The organism is Shewanella sp. 10N.261.52.F9, from assembly GCF_041471165.1.
In the GTDB taxonomy this organism is placed as follows: domain Bacteria; phylum Pseudomonadota; class Gammaproteobacteria; order Enterobacterales; family Shewanellaceae; genus Shewanella; species Shewanella marinintestina.
Genome location: NZ_JBFRNX010000012.1, coordinates 112595 through 130778, shown reverse-complemented (window position 1 = coordinate 130778; position 18184 = coordinate 112595). Strand labels below are relative to the sequence as shown.

At 43.2% G+C, this 18184-nt stretch carries 18 protein-coding genes; 4 read left to right on the top strand and 14 right to left on the bottom strand.

The features are described 5' to 3' along the window. Positions 1-70 precede the first annotated feature (70 nt). From AB4298_RS08310 to ffh, 9 genes are all read right to left on the bottom strand, one after another. A complete protein-coding gene (locus AB4298_RS08310) occupies positions 71-1195 on the bottom strand; it encodes an FAD-binding oxidoreductase (protein ID WP_371986320.1) in 1125 nt (374 codons plus the stop codon). Positions 1196-1299: 104 nt separating this feature from the next. After that, positions 1300-2964: a hydroxylamine reductase gene (gene hcp, locus AB4298_RS08305; RefSeq protein ID WP_371986319.1), complete on the bottom strand. Its 1665-nt coding sequence runs from the start codon at positions 2962-2964 to the stop codon at positions 1300-1302. Positions 2965-3352: 388 nt separating this feature from the next. After that, positions 3353-4492, bottom strand: coding sequence for a bifunctional chorismate mutase/prephenate dehydrogenase (gene tyrA / locus AB4298_RS08300; protein WP_371986318.1), 1140 nt, complete (start codon positions 4490-4492; stop codon positions 3353-3355). A gap of 14 nt (positions 4493-4506) precedes the next feature. Further along, the gene (locus AB4298_RS08295; RefSeq protein ID WP_371986317.1) at positions 4507-5598 is read right to left on the bottom strand and encodes a 3-deoxy-7-phosphoheptulonate synthase; all 1092 of its coding nucleotides are present in this window, start codon (positions 5596-5598) and stop codon (positions 4507-4509) included. 317 nt (positions 5599-5915) lie between these two features. Next, a complete protein-coding gene (gene rplS, locus AB4298_RS08290; RefSeq protein WP_012276214.1) occupies positions 5916-6269 on the bottom strand; it encodes a 50S ribosomal protein L19 in 354 nt (117 codons plus the stop codon). Between the two features lie 36 nt (positions 6270-6305). Continuing rightward, positions 6306-7052 carry a tRNA (guanosine(37)-N1)-methyltransferase TrmD gene (gene trmD, locus AB4298_RS08285; RefSeq protein WP_220779627.1) on the bottom strand — a complete coding sequence of 249 codons (747 nt, stop codon included), beginning with the start codon at positions 7050-7052 and terminating at the stop codon, positions 6306-6308. A gap of 15 nt (positions 7053-7067) precedes the next feature. Continuing rightward, positions 7068-7598 carry a ribosome maturation factor RimM gene (gene rimM, locus AB4298_RS08280; RefSeq protein WP_220764433.1) on the bottom strand — a complete coding sequence of 177 codons (531 nt, stop codon included), beginning with the start codon at positions 7596-7598 and terminating at the stop codon, positions 7068-7070. A 20-nt stretch (positions 7599-7618) separates the two neighbouring features. Beyond that, positions 7619-7870 carry a 30S ribosomal protein S16 gene (gene rpsP, locus AB4298_RS08275; protein WP_012154307.1) on the bottom strand — a complete coding sequence of 84 codons (252 nt, stop codon included), beginning with the start codon at positions 7868-7870 and terminating at the stop codon, positions 7619-7621. A 217-nt stretch (positions 7871-8087) separates the two neighbouring features. Continuing rightward, on the bottom strand, positions 8088-9461 hold the full coding sequence (ffh, locus tag AB4298_RS08270; RefSeq protein WP_220779625.1) for a signal recognition particle protein: 1374 nt from the start codon (positions 9459-9461) through the stop codon (positions 8088-8090). Between the two features lie 406 nt (positions 9462-9867). Between ffh and AB4298_RS08265 the strand changes: the two genes are divergently transcribed. Continuing rightward, positions 9868-10656 (top strand): cytochrome C assembly family protein, encoded by a 789-nt coding sequence (locus AB4298_RS08265; protein ID WP_248997557.1) that lies wholly within the window; start codon positions 9868-9870, stop codon positions 10654-10656. Positions 10657-10800: 144 nt separating this feature from the next. After that, complete coding sequence (locus AB4298_RS08260) at positions 10801-12081, top strand: HlyC/CorC family transporter (RefSeq protein ID WP_248997558.1); 1281 nt, start codon at positions 10801-10803, stop codon at positions 12079-12081. 74 nt (positions 12082-12155) lie between these two features. Here the strand turns inward: AB4298_RS08260 and AB4298_RS08255 are convergent, their stop codons facing one another. Continuing rightward, complete coding sequence (locus AB4298_RS08255; RefSeq protein ID WP_371986408.1) at positions 12156-12695, bottom strand: Mpo1 family 2-hydroxy fatty acid dioxygenase; 540 nt, start codon at positions 12693-12695, stop codon at positions 12156-12158. A gap of 303 nt (positions 12696-12998) precedes the next feature. Continuing rightward, a complete protein-coding gene (locus AB4298_RS08250; RefSeq protein ID WP_371986315.1) occupies positions 12999-14045 on the bottom strand; it encodes a toxin-antitoxin system YwqK family antitoxin in 1047 nt (348 codons plus the stop codon). Positions 14046-14421: 376 nt separating this feature from the next. Between AB4298_RS08250 and AB4298_RS08245 the strand changes: the two genes are divergently transcribed. Beyond that, the gene (locus AB4298_RS08245) at positions 14422-15363 is read left to right on the top strand and encodes a Dyp-type peroxidase (RefSeq protein WP_371986314.1); all 942 of its coding nucleotides are present in this window, start codon (positions 14422-14424) and stop codon (positions 15361-15363) included. Positions 15364-15518: 155 nt separating this feature from the next. Beyond that, positions 15519-16040, top strand: coding sequence for a GNAT family N-acetyltransferase (locus AB4298_RS08240; RefSeq protein ID WP_248997562.1), 522 nt, complete (start codon positions 15519-15521; stop codon positions 16038-16040). 59 nt (positions 16041-16099) lie between these two features. Here AB4298_RS08240 and acpS read toward each other — a convergent pair whose 3' ends face one another. From acpS to recO, 3 genes are all read right to left on the bottom strand, one after another. Continuing rightward, positions 16100-16495, bottom strand: coding sequence for a holo-ACP synthase (gene acpS / locus AB4298_RS08235; RefSeq protein WP_248997563.1), 396 nt, complete (start codon positions 16493-16495; stop codon positions 16100-16102). A 109-nt stretch (positions 16496-16604) separates the two neighbouring features. Further along, positions 16605-17342, bottom strand: a complete 738-nt coding sequence (gene pdxJ, locus AB4298_RS08230; protein WP_220779601.1) for a pyridoxine 5'-phosphate synthase — start codon at positions 17340-17342, stop codon at positions 16605-16607. 123 nt (positions 17343-17465) lie between these two features. Beyond that, entirely contained in the window at positions 17466-18155 is a 690-nt protein-coding gene (recO, locus tag AB4298_RS08225) for a DNA repair protein RecO (RefSeq protein WP_371986313.1), read from the bottom strand. Positions 18156-18184 lie beyond the last annotated feature (29 nt).

Sequence of the window (18184 nt, the reverse complement as noted above, 5' to 3'; positions counted from 1 at the left end):
ACGCAACTTTCACCGCTGATTTATTTCAGATTTACATCGATTAGCAAGCCCAACAACCGACTTTTAGCCCTCAAAGTTCTAAGGTTACATCCGACTTTAATTTACTCGAACATGCCAGTACGTAACCCGCTGCAATTTCATCCGCTGTCAGTGCCATTTGGCTTGAAGATTCGACTTCGCCTGCCACCACTTTGCACTTACAGGCGCCGCACACGCCCGAACGACAAGCGGCAATAATCGGTAAGCCTTCTGCTTCAATGCCGTCCAGCAGCGTTTGCTCAGCAGATAAAGTGCGATTTCTGTCACCAATACTCAGCATAAAGTCACTCGTATCAGTGGTGTGATTTGCCGCTTGCTCTTTCGCCGCATCGAGTTCTGCACTATCACCTTTAAAACTGCCAAAGCTTTCTTGGTGAAACTTGCTCATATCAAAATCTAGCGATTCAAGTAATGCTTTAACTGCATTCATATAAGGCTCTGGACCGCAGACAAATACTGTACGCGCTTTAAAGTCAGGCACTAGGCGAGCGAGATTTTCAGCATTTAAGCGCCCTGCTTGTTTGTCGGTAAACTTAGCGCTAATTCCAACATTAGCGAATATGCCAAGCTCTTCTAAAATATAGTTAAGCTTAAAGTTACCACTTCGCTCAGCCATTTGCGCTATAGCAGCCTCAAAGATTAAGTCGTTATTAGTTTTAGCACTGTGTAAAAAGCTGATATCCGGACCGATTTCAGTATCAGTTAACCAACGAGACATGGAAAACATTGGCGTAATACCGCAGCCCGCGCTCAAAAATAGGTATTTCTGCGCAGTAATATCCACCAAGTTAAACACGCCATCAGGTCCTAAAGCGCGCACAACATGCCCGACTTCAAGGTGATCAGCCAGGTAGTTAGATACCTTGCCGCCAGCAATTCGCTTCACCGTTAATACAATCGAATAGGGACGAGAAGGTGATGAGCTAATAGTATAACTGCGGCCAATTTTCTCGCCGTTAATTTCAAGTAATAACGTCAAAAACTGCCCCGGTTTGAAGTGGAACTTAACCGGTTCTGTGCCTTGAAAGCGAAAACTCATGACGTCGTGAGTTTCATTCCACTTTTCAACACAAACTAACTGATGCTCACCCGATTGCCACTGCTGGGCAAAAAATGGATCTGGCATAGAAACCTGACTACTGATTGCTACATTCATACGACACCTACCTATTACACATTAAAGCGAACAAACTTTAAAACTAAAAAATGGCCACACGCTGGTGACCATTCTTGACTTAACTTTCACCCAATCAGTTAATGCTACGCGACGTTAAGCACGCGGTTTAAATCAGCTTCAACTGTGGTGGTGTTACGAAGGCCAAACTTCTCTTCTAGCACTTTAGCTAGATTAGGCGTTAAGAATGCTGGCGCAGTTGGGCCTGTCATGATGTTTTTCACACCCAGAGACAATAGGGTTAGCAGTACCACAATCGCTTTTTGCTCAAACCAAGAAAGGACTAAAGTAAGCGGTAGTTCATTGATGTCACACTCGAACGCTTCAGAAAGCGCAATCGCAAGCTGAATAGCCGAGTAAGCATCGTTACACTGACCAATATCCAATAGACGTGGAATACCATTAATGTCACCAAACTCAAGCTTGTTGAACTTATACTTACCACAACCTAGTGTCAGAATAACTGAGTCAGCCGGCGCTTGAGTCGCGATATCAGTGAAATAACCACGCTCTTGCTTATCACCGTCACAACCGCCTACCAAGAAGAAATGCTTGATTGCACCACTCTTCACATTTTCAATTACGGTAGGAGCCGCAGCCATTAGCGCGTTACGAGCAAAACCTATGGTGATTAGATGGGGGATCTCATCATAGATGAAGCCTTCTAAAGACTCAGCTTTAGCAATAACCTCGCTGAAATCGTCACCAATGATGTGAGTCACACCAGGCCAACCAACGATACTACGAGTGAAGATACGGTCAGAGTAATCACCAACATTTGGGTCGATGATACAGTTAGACGTCATAACAACTGCGCCAGGGAATGTAGCAAACTCTTTTTGCTGATTCTGCCATGCACTGCCATAGTTACCCACTAAGTGTGAATACTTTTTAAGTTCAGGATAAGCCAGTGCAGGCAGCATCTCACCGTGAGTGAAGACGTTGATGCCTTTACCTTGGGTTTGCTCAAGGATAAGTTCAAGATCTTTCATGTCGTGGCCCGACACTAAAATCGCCTTACCTTTAACAGACTTAGTATTGACTTGAGTTGGCTCTGGGTGGCCAAAGGCGTGAGTTTCACCTTCATCTAGCATTGCCATTACGCGGTAGTTAAGCTGACCAATCTGCATTGCAGTATTAAATAGCTTATCAGCATCAACAGAGTCTTCACCAAGAAATGCCATGATCTGGTGGAACTCACCAGCCACTTCATCGCTAGTTTGTTCTAACACACGAGCGTGCTCCATATAAGCTGCAGCGCCTTTAAGACCGTATAAGCAAAGTAAACGTAAACCCATGATATCTTCATGAACTTCATCTTTACCGCGGTTAGGCACAGCTTGAAGCGCTTGAGTTAGCATTTCAGGTTTGCTAGTACCAAGTACCAACTGCATTGGCGCATTCATTGGTTTGGCATCAATGCTTAGTTCGCTGCACTTGGCTTCATAAGCCGCTTTTAAGCGATTACGGAAGGTTTCAGCTTGAGTTGTATAAGCGATAATACGCTCATCATCAAAATTCACATTGGTTAGTGTCGCAAAGAATGCTTTAGGAACGAAGGTATCAATCTCATGATCAACAATACCTACTTCACGAGCAAGGGCTGCGTATGAAGATACGCCTTGTAAGATATAAATAAGAAGATCTTGTAAGTCTGAAGTATCTGAAGACTTACCGCACATACCTTGCGTGTAGCTACAGCCATTACCCGCAGGTGTTCTAATTGTTTGCTCACATTGAATACAAAACACGACACTAACTCCTATAATTTAATCATGCATTTTATTTGCATGTTTTGAGGTTAGTCTACGCTTCTTGAAAATTTGCAAAAGGACTTTCTATGATTAAAGGCTGAAACTATGAAAGAGATCACTTTTAGTTTTCACTAATAAAGACTGAAAGCCCCAACGTGAACATAAGTTAAAACGTTTATTTTCAATAGTTAAGGTTATTCATATAAGGGGCTAAAAAGAGGAGGGACTGAAAAAAATCCGTCAGAGAGGGATTTAAGGAGTACTGATAAGCATTATCAACTGCAGCCAGAATTCAATAGCAAAACATAAAAAAGGCGCTTAAGCGCCTTCTATAAAATATATTCATTTTTGCTAAAAGCGGATGCTAATCATCAGCCTTAAACTGTTAGCCGGTTTTCATATCGTTAACTGACTGCAACATCGCCCGGCTCTCTCGTTGGAACTGTGGCGCAAAGTCACCAAACCAACGCGAAACTTCAGCAAACTGCTCAACAAATGCATCACGATTACCGGACTTTAGAATAGATAATGCTTGGGAGTAGTTATCTAAATAGTCACCAATCGCTACTAAACTTTCTTCTTGAGCAAAAATAATGTCGGCATATAACTCTGGGCTTTGAGCAAACAGACGCCCTACCATCGCCAGCTCTAAGCGGTAAATTGGCGAGCTAAATTGCAGTAATGACTCAATATCGGCTTCTTCTTTGTATAGGTTTAAGCCGTATACAAATGAGGAGAAGTGTCGCATCGCCTGCACTAACTGCATGGCTTTATCATGCTTACTCGGTTCAGCCTCAACAATACGCGCGCCCCAGATTTCGATTTGCTCAATCAGCCATTGGTAAGCATCACTATCGCGGCCATGACAAACCACTACAACTTGCTTAGCTAAACTGCCAACATCCGGACCAAACATAGGATGTAAGCCAAGAACGGGGCCTGAATGCGCGGCAAGCATTGCGTCAACGGGTGCGCCTTTAATCGATGTTAAGTCAGCTAAAATACAGTCTTTAGGTAAATTGGTTAGCTTGTCAGCAATCAATTCACAAGTAATATTGATTGGCACGGTGACTATCACTAGGCCCGCACCATCAAAAATGCTTTCGCTATTGACCCAGTCATCTTTATCTAAGCTTTTTACTTGGTAACCAGACAAAGTCAGCATTTGCGAGAACAAGCCGCCAAGCTTGCCTTCACCGCCTACAATCACTACATGGCCTAAATCTTGTTTTATTTGCTTAAAGCCAACATCTTTCTCATTGAGGTAAGACTCACGCATCAAACGACGCAGAATATCTTCAATCAGCTGCGGCTCAACATTCATGGATTTAGCTTCAGCGCGGCGTTTAGCGAGCATGTTGGCTTCACGCTGCGGCGCATAAATTGGTAAACCTGCACCATGTTTTACGGCGCCAACTTGGGCGACTAAATCGAGACGCTTTCTAAGTAAGTGCAGAAGCTGCTGATCAACACCATCAATTAAGCCTCTTAGGTTTTCAAGCTCTGCTGTCGTCTTCTCATTCATCAATCTATCTTCCATCAGCCATTTGCTACTTTGAGCATATCAAATCGAGTCGGTAATATTGGGGCTAATAAGCTAGCACCATCGCGCAACAAGGTTTCCGTGGTTTGCCAGTCGATACACGCATCTGTCACCGATACACCGTAAGACAGTTCATTCATCGGTATGTCACTGCTTTGCTTACCCGCATTTAAGTGACTTTCAAGCATAACACCAATAATTGATTTATTACCCAAAGCGATTTGGTTAAATACGTCTTCACAGACAGGCTTTTGTTTGTTGTGATCTTTTGACGAATTGCCATGGCTGCAATCAACAATTAAACGTGCACTTAACTTTGCCGCATGCAGCTGCTGTTCACACTCTGCCACACTCGCAGCATCGTAATTTGGCGCTTTACCGCCACGTAAAATCACATGGCCATCAGGATTACCTGCCGTTTGTAATAGCGCAACCTGCCCTTTTTGGTTGATCCCCATAAAACGATGGCTACTTGCTGCAGACTCAAGTGCATTAATGGCGACACCTAACTTACCGTCGGTGCCATTTTTAAAACCAACTGGCATAGATAGACCCGATGCCATTTCACGGTGCGTTTGCGACTCAGTGGTGCGCGCGCCAATCGCTGACCAAGTGATAAGCTCAGACATGTACTGTGGGCTAATAGGATCTAATGCTTCTGTTGCAACAGGCAGCTCAAGCTCTGCTAGCCAAATCATCAACTCACGGGCTTTTCTTAAGCCTTTATCGACATCAAAGGATTCATCCATATCAGGATCATTAATCATGCCCTTCCAGCCAACAGTAGTGCGCGGCTTTTCAAAGTAAACCCGCATTAATACAAAGAACTCATCACCTAATTCGTCATGCAGTTTTTTAAGCTTAAGCGCGTACTCTTTAGCTGCATCAATATCATGGATGGAGCAAGGGCCTGAAATCACTAGTACGCGGTTATCGCGCTTATGCACTATATCTGCAACGGTTTTGCGTGCATTAAGTACATATTGATAAGCATGCGTAGACAAAGGCAGATCGCGCTTTAGCTCTTCTGGCGTGACCAGCACTTGCTCTGAACTAATATGGACATTGTTGATTGTGTCTTGTTGCATGATTATCACCTGTATTTATGCTTACTGTATTTCGCTGCCAGTTGCTATTTCACTGAAAAACGTCTCGATTTGTTTGCTTGTGATTGTTATAAACCCAACCCCAAGTAATATTGTAACGGTACACCATTACACCTTGAGAACACTATGCCTATTCGTGCTGTTGAGATCAAGCACTGATTTTAAATAATGAAAAATTTAACGGTAGACAAAACGCAGTAGAGGACAGAAGAAGGCTTACTAAAATTTAGGCAACAAAAAACCGCCATATAGGCGGTTTCTCGTGCGAACACTGCATCTTTTTTTTAGCGAGTACTAAATTACTTAGTAGCAAGCTTCTCACGGATACGTGCAGACTTGCCTGAACGATCACGTAGGTAGTAAAGCTTAGCACGACGAACACGGCCGCGACGCTTAACTTCGATGCTAGAGATGATTGGGCTGTGAGTCTGGAACGCACGCTCAACACCTTCACCATTAGAGATTTTACGTACTGTGAATGCAGAGTGAACGCCGCGGTTACGCTTAGCGATTACAACGCCTTCAAACGCCTGTAGACGCTCTTTACCGCCTTCTACAACACGTACTTTAACAACTACTGTATCACCGGCACCAAATTGTGGTACGTCGGTTTTCATTTGCTCTTCGTTGAGCATTTTGATGATGTTATTCATTAAATAAACTCCATACTAGTAATAACTGCGCTTCGACTAATCATCTTGTTTGATGCTGTCAACAAATTCGGCTAAAAGCTTCTCTTGTTCGCCAGTCAGAGCTAGATTTTCAAGTAATTCTGGTCGTCTCAACAAAGTCCTACCTAGGCTTTGCTGTAAACGCCAGCGTCTAATATGTTCGTGGTTGCCACTTAGTAATACGGCTGGAACATCCAGTCCATCCAAACTTTCAGGACGCGTATAGTGGGGACAATCCAGTAATCCGTCAGAGAAAGAATCTTGCTCTGCAGAAGCTTGCTTTCCTAGCACGCCAGGAACCAATCTTGAAACTGAATCAATCAGAGTCATCGCCGGAAGCTCACCGCCCGAAAGCACGTAATCTCCTATTGACCACTCTTCGTCCACTTCAGTTTGAATAATGCGCTCATCAACACCTTCGTATCGACCACACACTAAAACCAAACTGGATGATTGAGCTAACTCTTCAACGCCTTGCTGTGTCAGCTTACGGCCCTGAGGAGAAAGGTAAATCACCTTCGCATCTTTTCCAGCTGCAGCCTTAGCTGCATGGATGGCATCACGTAGAGGCTGCACCATCATCAACATTCCAGGGCCACCACCATAAGGGCGGTCATCCACAGTTTTATGTTTATCATGGGTGAAATCACGGGGATTCCACGTTTGCAACTCTAGTAACCCTTTACTAACTGCACGACCCGTTACACCAAAGTCTGTTACGGCACGAAACATCTCGGGAAACAGGGTTACTACCCCTAACCACATATGTTCTACCTCGACTTAAAAGTCCGGATCCCAATCCACTAAAATCTGTTTTGCTGCCAAATCCACCTTTTGGATGAACTGGTCAGTAACAAAGGGAATCATACGTTCCGCTTTGCCAAAGCCATCTTTCGCGTTTGCTTTAACTAAAAGTACGTCATTTGATCCTGTTTCCACGATCTCTTGCACTGTACCCATGTTGTAGCCTTTGGTATTGGTAACTTCACAGCCGATAAGATCTCGCCAGTAGAATTCATCTTCTGGTAAATCTTGCATCTGATCCGCTGGCACAGCAATCTCACAATTAGTAAGCGCTTGCGCCTCATCCCGTGTTGATACGCCTTCAAGACAAGCAACGACGGCTTTACCTTGGAAACGCCACTGGGCGACCTTAACCTCGCGCCATTCGCCTTGTTCTTTAATAAGCCAAGGTGAATAGTCAAAGATACCTTCAACAGAGTCGGTATAGGTAGTGATCTTCAACCAACCTTTAATGCCATAACTTGAACCGATTTTGCCAAGGATGACGGGTTCTTGTTTACTACTCATCAATCTATACCTTAACGCTATTAAGCAGCAGCTTTACGAGCGTCTTTGATCAGTTTTGCTACACGATCAGTAGTAGCAGCACCGTTAGCAACCCAATGCTCAACACGGTCAAGATCTAAGCGTAGAGCTTCTTCTTGGCCACGAGCTACAGGGTTAAAAAAGCCAACGCGCTCGATGAAACGACCGTCACGGGCGTTACGGCTGTCAGCTACAACGATGTTATAAAATGGACGCTTTTTTGCGCCGCCACGAGCTAAACGAATGGTAACCATGCGTTTGGTATCCTCTAATGATTTGCTTTTTATCAAGCAAAAATAAAAACTGAAACTCCGTGTTCGCGGAGAGCCCCAGATAGAAAGCCGGCAGATTTTACCTGACTGACCGACGAATGCAACCGTAATCGGCGTTTTTTACACCTAAAACGATAAACAGACCAGAGCAAGTTTTACTCTAGTCTGTAAATTTAGCTTTGCAGAATATTAATAATGCCTAGCGGCCGGGCATTTTCATGCCTGGTGGGAGCATACCGCTCATACCACGCATCATCTTTTTCATGCCACCTTTTGACGACATTTTCTTCATCATCTTCTGCATTTGCGTAAACTGTTTCAATAAACGGTTCACGTCTTGAATTTGTGTGCCGCTGCCCATCGCGATTCTGCGCTTACGCGAACCTTTGATGATATCAGGGCGTTGACGCTCACCCGGTGTCATAGAATTGATAATCGCTTCCATCTGCCCAGTCATCTTGCCGTCTTGAACTTGAGCAAGCGCTTCAGGTGGTAACTGACCCACACCCGGTAGCTTCTCAATCATGTTCATCATGCCACCCATATTCTTCATCTGCTGCAACTGCTCACGGAAATCTTCTAAATCAAAATTTCCGCCTTGCTTTACTTTAGCAGCAAGCTTCATGGCTTTTTCTTGATCGACGCCGCGCTCTACCTCTTCAATAAGAGAAAGCACATCGCCCATACCAAGAATACGTGAAGCCACACGATCAGGGTGGAACGCTTCTAGTGCGTCGGTTTTTTCACCAACACCTAAGAATTTAATTGGCTTACCTGTGATATGGCGAATCGATAATGCCGCACCGCCGCGTGCATCACCATCAACTTTAGTTAAAACCACACCGGTAAGTGGCAAGGCTTCATTAAAAGCTTTAGCTGTATTTGCCGCATCTTGACCTGTCATGGCATCAACCACAAACAGCGTCTCAACTGGCTTAACCGCCGCATGAAGGTCTTTAATTTCGTCCATCATGGCTTCATCGACGTGCAAACGACCTGCAGTATCGACAATAACCACATCAATAAACTTTAGCTTCGCGTGCGCAATGGCAGCATTAGCAATATCGACTGGCTTTTGGCTAACATCTGATGGGAAGAATTGAACGTCTACTTCAGCAGCTAAGGTTTCTAGCTGCTTGATTGCAGCAGGACGGTATACGTCGGCAGAAACCACAAGTACAGATTTCTTCTCACGCTCACGTAAGAATTTAGACAGTTTTGCAACACTGGTGGTTTTACCCGCACCTTGCAAACCCGCCATCATGATTACAGCTGGAGGCTGTGCCGATAGGTCTAAAGCTTCATTCGCTTCGCCCATCGCATTTTCAAGTTCGCTTTGAACGATCTTAATAAAGGCTTGGCCTGGACTTAGACTCTTAGAAACCTCTTGTCCAACAGCGCGTTCTTTAACGCTATTTACGAATTCACGAACCACAGGCAAGGCAACATCGGCCTCAAGAAGTGCCATGCGGACTTCGCGTAAGGTTTCCTTAACGTTTTCTTCCGTTAAGCGACCACGGCCACTGATATTTTTCAGAGTCCGTGACAATCTGTCAGTTAAGTTCTCAAACATTATCCAGTTCTTTACCGTTTAAAATTTACATTGATGGGGCTGTATTATAGCGATGCCCAGATATTATGCTACAGAATGACGCAAGTAACTTTTATAACTAGGCCTTACAATCGATAAATATTTAACAAAAATCGCTGTTAGGACAAAGAATCAGCCAATTTTTGCAATCAAGGTCACTGCCCAAAAGACCTTTGCTCATGTTATTCTAGTTGACAACGTTATCGGTGAATTCTGAGATATAAAACCTAATAACGTAAGCAAAGAGACCTAAAGCGATAATTTCGCTCATTCTGCGATTTAACTCCTGTTTGAATCAGGCTAGTATGCAATTCGTTTGGTCAGCTTTAGTTAAACGTTATTAAGTATGCGTAACGCATCAGACTCATAAACAATAGGTTAATACTCAATGGTCATTTTTTCCGCTTCAGCCATGTTATTTTATAGTATTGCTTTGGTTCTCGTCGCAAGTCGCCTGTTTCATGTAGACGGACCAAACAGAAAACTCGTCGCTGGGTTTGCAGCTGTAGGCGTGGTGCTGCATGCTGCAGCCCTATCTCAAACCATAATGACAAGTGACGGGCAAAACTTTAGCTTAACCAACGTAATTTCGATGGTTAACTGGATTATTACCTTTAGCTTTACCATTTTGTTATTCAGACTCAAAGTCATCGTAGTATTGCCAGTAGTCTACGTCTGCTCAATCATTTCTGTTGCGCTATTATGGTTAGTACCACCAGAATACATCATTCACTTTGAGATCCATCCTGATGTACTCGTTCACGTTGTCTTGTCACTAATGGCGTACAGTGCATTAATGATTGCGGCGCTTTATGCGATTCAATTAGCAATTATCCAGAACCGTCTTAAGAACAAGAAAATTGTGATGACATCGGCTATGCCACCGCTGATGACCGTCGAAAAACAGCTATACCACTTAGTGATTGTAGGCGTAATTTTATTGAGTTTGTCACTCGCCACAGGCTTTATCTTCTTAGATGATATGTTTGAAGAAGGTAAAGGACATAAAGCGGTATTATCGATTATGGCTTGGTGTGTTTATATCGCCATGTTAGCTCAGCAATACTGGGTTGGTTGTCGTATTCGTACCGCCGTTGCTTATACTTTAACAGGCGGCGTACTGCTATCACTTGCCTACTTTGGTGCGCGCATTGTTAAAGAGTTAATCCTCCGCTAAGCTTCGTTTTCGTCAATTGACCCATCACAGCTTGATGGGTCAAACTTGACACTCTTTAGAAAGTTCTGTAATTAGTTATTTTTATAGCGCTTTATCTAGCTTGAATTTTCGCCCTTTCTTTAAACAACAGCGGAGCTCCAACTCTTGGACGATATATCCACTGGCGTACTTTTATCTATTCTGTTCGTCTTAATCCTACTGTCTGCTTACTTCTCTGGCTCAGAAACAGCCATGATGTCACTAAACCGTTATCGTTTGCGCCACTTAGCTAATAGTGGTCATAAAGGGGCTAAGCGCGCGATAAAAATGTTGGAACGACCAGATAGATTGATTGGGCTCATTCTTATTGGCAATAACCTCGTTAATATTTTAGCGTCAGCGATAGCGACCATTATCGGCATACGTTTATTTGGTGACGTGGGGGTCGCCATCTCGACCGGTGTATTAACGCTCGTCGTCTTAGTCTTTGCTGAAGTCACTCCTAAAACTGTTGCCGCGCTTCACCCAGAACGTATCGCCTTTCCCTCCAGTGTTGTCCTACGAGTATTACTCACAGTACTTTCTCCTTTCGTAAAGGTTGTCAATTTTATTACCTCTACTTTTTTACGCTTGCTTGGCATCCACTCAGTAAAAGCCGATGATGCCTTAAGTCAAGAAGAGTTGCGGACAGTAGTAAACGAGGCTGGCGCCTTAATACCACAGCGCCACCAAGAGATGTTGTTATCGATTATGGATCTTGAGAAAGTTACTGTTGACGACATCATGATCCCGCGTAACGAGCTTTACGCCATCAATATAAACGATGATTTTAAAAGTATTAATAAGCAGGTTATTCAAAGCCCGCACACAAGGGTGTTGCTATACAGAGATACCGTAGATGATGCGGTTGGTTTTGTACATTTAAGAGATGCATTGCGCTTACAATCGAAAGGCCAATTTAGTAAGTCTTCCTTACTGCGTGCGGTAAAAGAGCTGTACTTTATTCCCGAAGCCACGCCGCTTAATGTGCAGCTATCTAACTTTCAGCAAAATAAAGAACGCATAGGGCTAGTTGTAGATGAATACGGCGACATTCAAGGTTTAGTAACCCTTGAAGACATTTTAGAAGAAATAGTCGGCGACTTTACCACTTCTATGGTCACCACTCCGAGTGAAGATATTACCCCTCAGCAAGATGGAAGTTTCCTGATTGAAGCAACAATAAACATACGCGACCTCAATAAAGAGATGGAGTGGCATTTCCCGATTGATGGTCCTAAGACCATCAATGGTTTAGTACTTGAGTACTTAGAAGATATTCCAGAGCCTAACACCTCCATGCGTTTATATGGCTACCCGCTGGAAGTGATAGATGTCGCAGACAATATGATAAAAACGGTTAGAGTCATGCCACAGCATTACCTTGCGCCTAAGACTGCAGATTAGTCGAGCAATGCTCTACTCACAATAAAAGGCGCTATCGCGCCTTTTTAATTATCTATGTTTATCGCTAATACCACTTAACCTGCTTTTCTTGCGGCCTCTAACGCCCTACGTTTATCTCGAGCTAGAGGCGTAATATCTGCGAGTAACTGCTTTTCTAGCCCGAACATAAAGTAAACCTCTGCCATCAAAAAGAACGGTCCTATTAACAATTGATTTAAATCATCGACAAAAGCTGGCTTGGCTTTCTCGTAATGATGGCCAATAAATTGGATCACCCAACCAACAAAAAATACCACGACCGCAATCCAAAATGCATGGGGTATTTGCGCCACAAGGCTTGATGTATAAAGCACGGGAATAATAAAAATCGTTAAACCAATGGCAAGTCTTGCATGTAATAGGAAATAATAGAGAAGCACGCCGACTGTAAAAATCGTGGCAACATTAAACGTGATGACGGGCTCATTAGACACGGCAAAATTAACAGGTATTAAATTCAGTAATAAAAATAGTGACCAAATAATCAAAGGTACGCCCACAAAGTGAGTCCGAATATTTTTAGGATTTAAATGCACACTCTTGTAGGTTGATAACTGCTCTTCGGCGGATTTCATCTGCTCTTCTCCATATAGGCTTGCCAGTATAGAAACATTGCTAGGGTTTGTATTCGCAAACGTTTCTAACATGGCGACTGTATTTGGCTCAGCGGGGCATAAATCGCACTAATCTCTCGATAGGCGTATTTTCAATGCCCCATTAACACTAGCCAAATTTAACTAAATATTAACCTAATGGATCTTGTCGCATTTTAATAGAGTAAAAATTCAAATTAGCCCTTTAAGCTGCATTACTCTGCAATAAAACAGCTTATGCTAAGTCACCGCCGCCCTCTTCGCAAAAGGATTGTCCACTAGTGACTAGTCTGTTGTTGAATAAGTCACCCATTTAGATAAGTCATCATCAAAGTAGCTTTCTTGGATGATCTTACCTTTGCCATCAAGCTTTTTTATCACCACTGCCAGGCCATTCTCATCATAGATTTTAATCTGTTTATCTGTCACCACGCCGTTTACATAAGTACGCTTGGATATTAACTGGCCATTGCAGTGATATTTAGTAAACTCGCCATCTTCCACGCCCATATTGTAATGTTCGCGAGAATCAACTCGACCATTTTCACCACAAAAGGTTAACTGCACCCCATGAAGGGTATTGAGTGGGTTATAGCCATAATGTTGCTCTGAGCGTCGTTTGCCATCGGAGCGGTATGTTTCTAATATGCCGGTATTGGTTACCCTGTTGTAGGTAAATTTGCTTCTTAAGCGACCATTACGATAGTAAGTTTTCTCATTGAGCTTTTTATAATCGGCATAAATAAATTCACTCTCGCTCTCAAGCAGGCCATCTGCATAATAGTCCTTGTGACGTTGGCGCTTTTCACCATCAACAAAATAGTACAGACGCCATTCTCGGCCTTTTTCATAACTAATGCTCTCGACTTCTTTGTCGCCTTCGAATCGCTTATAGCTGAGGATTACGCCCTGCTCATCATAAAGCCAATGATCCATTTTTACGCCAGCTTGATAAAGTCGCACCCACTGCGGCTTTCCAGTGGTGGAAAAGTGATAACTAATCTGCTTTCCATCTAACTTACCCGCCTTATACCAAGCCGTTTCATTGAGTTGATTGTTTAGCGTCGAGAAGCTATAGCCGTGTTCGAGTCCATCTTGATACTGAGTCACTCTATAAAACGCCTTACCATAAGCATAATTAGTCGCAATGCCGGTAAATAACTCACCTCGATAATACTCAGGACAATCGCTTTGATACTGCTTACTGCAGCGAGGTTGATCTAGGTCATCCTCATTAACTGGAAGCTGCACATTGCCGCTACACGCTGACAACAGCCAAAAACTCAATAGTACAATCAGTGGGTATCGGTTTTTATTTACATAAAACAACATAACAACGACTCTTATATTTGGATAAAGACCCCATCGGCCAACCTAAGTAATTTTCGCCAATATCAGCACTTAGAGCCTCGCTTGAGGACATGCAGGCAATCAAACAGCTGCAGAATACACAGAGCAACAATGATTAACAAACCCACAGCGTCGATAATCCGTAAATTCATAAGCAAGCTCACTTAAATCAATTAAAAAACGCTTTTACGCAAAATAAACAGCCAGCAAACTTATGAAAGCCAATCATAAATATTAACTGGAGTTAATTTCACATTCTTAATTAAAGGCGTATAGTTTTTTAAAGCTATTGATGAGTTCCACTACACTTTAATGAAGAACTTAATTACTCCTAATTTATTGTATGGAGACACCGTAAATGACACAGTTATGCTCACTTGCCCAACCTGGCGTATTATCTAATCCTAGTTCTCACGTTGAATACTTGACGTTTTCATTGATCCCGACAGCAGAATTAGCCACTGTCATAACCGATGGCATTAGTGCTATTGCTGGGATAGAGAAATCAATCAATCATAAAGATCTAACCGCAGATCTAAATATCTCAATCGGTTTTTCATCCAATGCATGGCCACAGTTGTTCCCAGACTCTCCAATGCCTGCTGAATTGCAGGTATTTCCAGAAATGCGTAATGGCGAGCGCCACTTCCCGTCAACACCTGGCGATATCTTCGTGATGATCAAGTCTGAAAGGATCGATCTCAACTTCCAAGCCGCTAAGTACATTCGCAATAGCTTTAGCGAGATAGCCTGCTTAACAGAAGACATACAAGGTTATAAATACTTAGATAATCGTGACATGATTGATTTTGTCGATGGCACAGAAAACCCTGATGGTGATGAAAGAATTGAAGCGGTATTGGTTGCCGATGATATTGAAATCCATCGCGGTGGCAGCTATTTACATGTGCAACGCTATATCGATCGCCAAGGTTTATGGGACAAGCAGACAACTGAATATCAAGAGCAAGTCGTTGGGCGCACTAAGATGGACAACATTGAGCTAAGTGATGAAAAAAAGCCTGCATGGGCGCACAACGCTAAGAGCAAAGTTGAAATTGATGGCGAAGAGATAAAAATGCTCAGGCAAAACCGTCCCTACGGTAATGCAATGGAACATGGCACTATGTTTGTAGGTTTTGCTGCCACACCGTCGATTATTAACACTTCACTGACTCAGATGATTAATGCCGATGATAATGGTCACTATGACCGCCTATTAGACTTTGTTGAAGCTAAGACTGGCTGCTTGTTCTTTATGCCCTCAAAAGCTTTTTTAGACCAGTTTGACGATGAATAGAGCACTTATTCATCTAAATTGCCTTTAACTGAACACTTTTAACAAAGCGTAACAATACGCTACCTGCGACTTAACGAACTAAGGCTTAAGCGAGTTATTTAACTTAAGTCTTAGTTCGATTACACTCGGGATAAATAATTGCCAGCAATCTCAACATGAACTTCCCAGCCCTCAGTATCCAAACTATTGACATAACCAATCGACAAACCGTTCTAGCACTAGAACTTAATAAAGACCAAAACGACTTTATTGAATCCATCTCCGACTGTTTACTTGAAGCCAAAGAAGATCCACGCTTCACCCCGGTAGCCCTTTATTATGGCGAAGATATCGCTGGATTTGCCATGTTCGGTCAATTTGAAGAATGCGAACAATTAACGGTTGATGAGCAAACAACACAAGCCAATAAAAATCCGTCAAGCAGAGTGTGGTTTGACCGATTTTTGATTGATAAGCGATTTCAAGGAAAAGGGTTAGGCAAAGGCTTCGCTAAACTATTACTCACAGCTCTTTTTGACCGCTTTAAGTGCAAGCAAATACACCTAAGTGTATATCCCAACAACGTTAATGCTATTGCCCTTTATCAGCAGCTTGGTTTTGAGTTTACTGGCGAACTCGTTTGTAAGGGAGAACAGGTGATGAGCTGTCAATTCGATGTATTTAACACAAACAGTTAGCTTTAAAAGCCTCTTTTAATGCAGCTATTCAGCTGCATTAACTGCCGCGCGATAACAATCTAAGATTCTAAAATCACCGTTGCAGTGGCATAACGCTGCTCATCTGCAATAGAAATATGCGCATGCTTAGCGCCAATCTCTACTAGCCTTTTCGCTGCACCGTCAGTAAACGCTATTAGCGGTGCGCCATTCGCGTTGTTACTGATCTCAATATGCTGGAATGATACTCCGCGGCCAATGCCTGTGCCTAACGCCTTAGCTGCAGCTTCTTTCGCTGCAAAACGCTTAGCAAGATAGCGTCCAGGCTGAGCACTGCTGACAAATATGCTAAACTCAGCAGCTGTTAATACTCGCTTGGCTAAACGGCAACTTAGCAATGCCTCATCTCCTACAGCAGGGATCCGCTCTTCAATCCGCGCTATTTCAACAATATCAGTGCCTAAACCTACAATCATTTTGAGCCTTTATAACAAGCTATGTGGCGGTTGTTTGCAAACAACCAGCTAGAATAAACAAAAGCCGAGAGCAAAGGCCTCGGCTATTAATAACAATTAGATACTGGCTTTAGTCGCCGCGACGGCCTTCTAACATTAACTGTTTCATGTCACGCACAGCTTTATCCAAACCATCGATTGCCGCACGAGCAATAATGGCATGGCCGATGTTAAGCTCATATAGCTCAGGGATAGCAGCAATAGCTTTAACGTTATGATAATGCAAACCATGACCCGCATTAACCACTAGACCTTTATTGTGAGCATAGCTCGCCATTTCGGTAATGCGCTTAAGTTCTGCAGCTTGCTCGCTATCAGTTTCAGCATCCGCATAGCAACCGGTGTGAATTTCAATAACCGGCGCGCCGACTGCCACAGCCGCGTCAATTTGCGTGCTATCTGCATCAATAAATAACGACACCTTAATGCCTTCTTTGCTTAAGCGAGCCACAGCCGCAGCGATCTTGTCTTGCTGCCCGGCTACGTCAAGGCCACCTTCGGTGGTTAGCTCTTCGCGCTTTTCTGGTACTAAACAAACGTAAGCAGGCTTAATTTCACAGGCAATATTAAGCATCTCTTCGGTAACAGCCATCTCAAAGTTCATACGCGTCTTTAAGGTTTTTGCCAGAGTGTACACATCGCGATCAATAATATGACGGCGATCTTCACGCAAATGAATAGTAATGCCTTCTGCGCCAGCGTGCTCCGCAACGGCTGCAGCATGAACTGGATCGGGATAATTTGTACCGCGTGCCTGACGTAAAGTCGCAATATGATCGATGTTAACGCCCAATAAGATCCGGCCCATGTTTGTTCCTTAAAAAATAAGCAGTAATAAAAGACGATATTGTACTGATAGGGTTGCGGTTTAGCCAGTATCGAGAGCTAAACAGTATTTAATTTGTTGTTGCTGAGTCTTGACAGGAATAAGCTAAATCTTCGGTTTCTTGGCAAATAAGTTTCTTGAATGCAGTGGCTTATCGCCAAGTACTGGCGCTAATAATTGTCGCATTAATTTCTTGGCTTCTAGATAGTGCTCTGCAGTCAATGTCCGCTGATTCAAGGCAACCAACATTTCGCCAGTAAAAAATCGATGCTGGTTGTAAGCGGTAGCTATAACTGGCGTAAAACCATGATCAGGCTCTAAACGATAAAAACCACTTGCAGTGATCGGTGCATCACTTGGGTCAAAATCGAGTGATGGCATAGTACCTAGCTCTTTTAAAAGTGCGTGTTCAAAGTATCTAAGTTGGCTTTGGTTGAACTCTGTCGCCATGGCAATCAAGGTGCGATGGTAGTCAAAAAATAAGTTTTCAGCGCTATGCTGCACGCTTAAACAACGAATTAACAGTTCATTAAGGTACAACCCAGAATACAAACAGTCACCCGTTAACGGAACAGCAGGACTTGCCGCTTCAACTTGTTTGAGATTCTTAAGATCGGTTTTCCCCTGCAACATAAAGATAATCGGCTGGAAAGGTTGGATAATGCTACGAATAGAGTTTTTAGCGCCGCCTAAGCGTGCAACAGCATCAACTCGTCCCTTACCATCGACCAGTAAATTAACGATAACGCTACCATCACGAAAATGCCTGCTATGAAGAACGTAGCCACGTTCCATACTGATTATTCCAATTCAATAAGCCCATT

Bases quoted from the DNA above. Each gene is read 5' to 3' on its own strand.
- AB4298_RS08310 (WP_371986320.1), bottom strand. From the start codon at position 1,195: ATGAATGTAGCAATCAGTAGTCAGGTTTCTATGCCAGATCCATTTTTT.
- ffh (WP_220779625.1), bottom strand. From the start codon at position 9,461: ATGTTTGAGAACTTAACTGACAGATTGTCACGGACTCTGAAAAATATC.
- trmD (WP_220779627.1), bottom strand. From the start codon at position 7,052: ATGTGGTTAGGGGTAGTAACCCTGTTTCCCGAGATGTTTCGTGCCGTA.
- AB4298_RS08250 (WP_371986315.1), bottom strand. From the start codon at position 14,045: ATGTTGTTTTATGTAAATAAAAACCGATACCCACTGATTGTACTATTG.
- rimM (WP_220764433.1), bottom strand. From the start codon at position 7,598: ATGAGTAGTAAACAAGAACCCGTCATCCTTGGCAAAATCGGTTCAAGT.
- recO (WP_371986313.1), bottom strand. From the start codon at position 18,155: ATGGAACGTGGCTACGTTCTTCATAGCAGGCATTTTCGTGATGGTAGC.
- AB4298_RS08295 (WP_371986317.1), bottom strand. From the start codon at position 5,598: ATGCAACAAGACACAATCAACAATGTCCATATTAGTTCAGAGCAAGTG.
- rpsP (WP_012154307.1), bottom strand. From the start codon at position 7,870: ATGGTTACCATTCGTTTAGCTCGTGGCGGCGCAAAAAAGCGTCCATTT.
- acpS (WP_248997563.1), bottom strand. From the start codon at position 16,495: ATGATTGTAGGTTTAGGCACTGATATTGTTGAAATAGCGCGGATTGAA.
- rplS (WP_012276214.1), bottom strand. From the start codon at position 6,269: ATGAATAACATCATCAAAATGCTCAACGAAGAGCAAATGAAAACCGAC.
- AB4298_RS08265 (WP_248997557.1), top strand. From the start codon at position 9,868: ATGGTCATTTTTTCCGCTTCAGCCATGTTATTTTATAGTATTGCTTTG.
- pdxJ (WP_220779601.1), bottom strand. From the start codon at position 17,342: ATGGGCCGGATCTTATTGGGCGTTAACATCGATCATATTGCGACTTTA.
- tyrA (WP_371986318.1), bottom strand. From the start codon at position 4,492: ATGAATGAGAAGACGACAGCAGAGCTTGAAAACCTAAGAGGCTTAATT.
- AB4298_RS08240 (WP_248997562.1), top strand. From the start codon at position 15,519: ATGAACTTCCCAGCCCTCAGTATCCAAACTATTGACATAACCAATCGA.
- AB4298_RS08255 (WP_371986408.1), bottom strand. From the start codon at position 12,695: ATGAAATCCGCCGAAGAGCAGTTATCAACCTACAAGAGTGTGCATTTA.
- AB4298_RS08245 (WP_371986314.1), top strand. From the start codon at position 14,422: ATGACACAGTTATGCTCACTTGCCCAACCTGGCGTATTATCTAATCCT.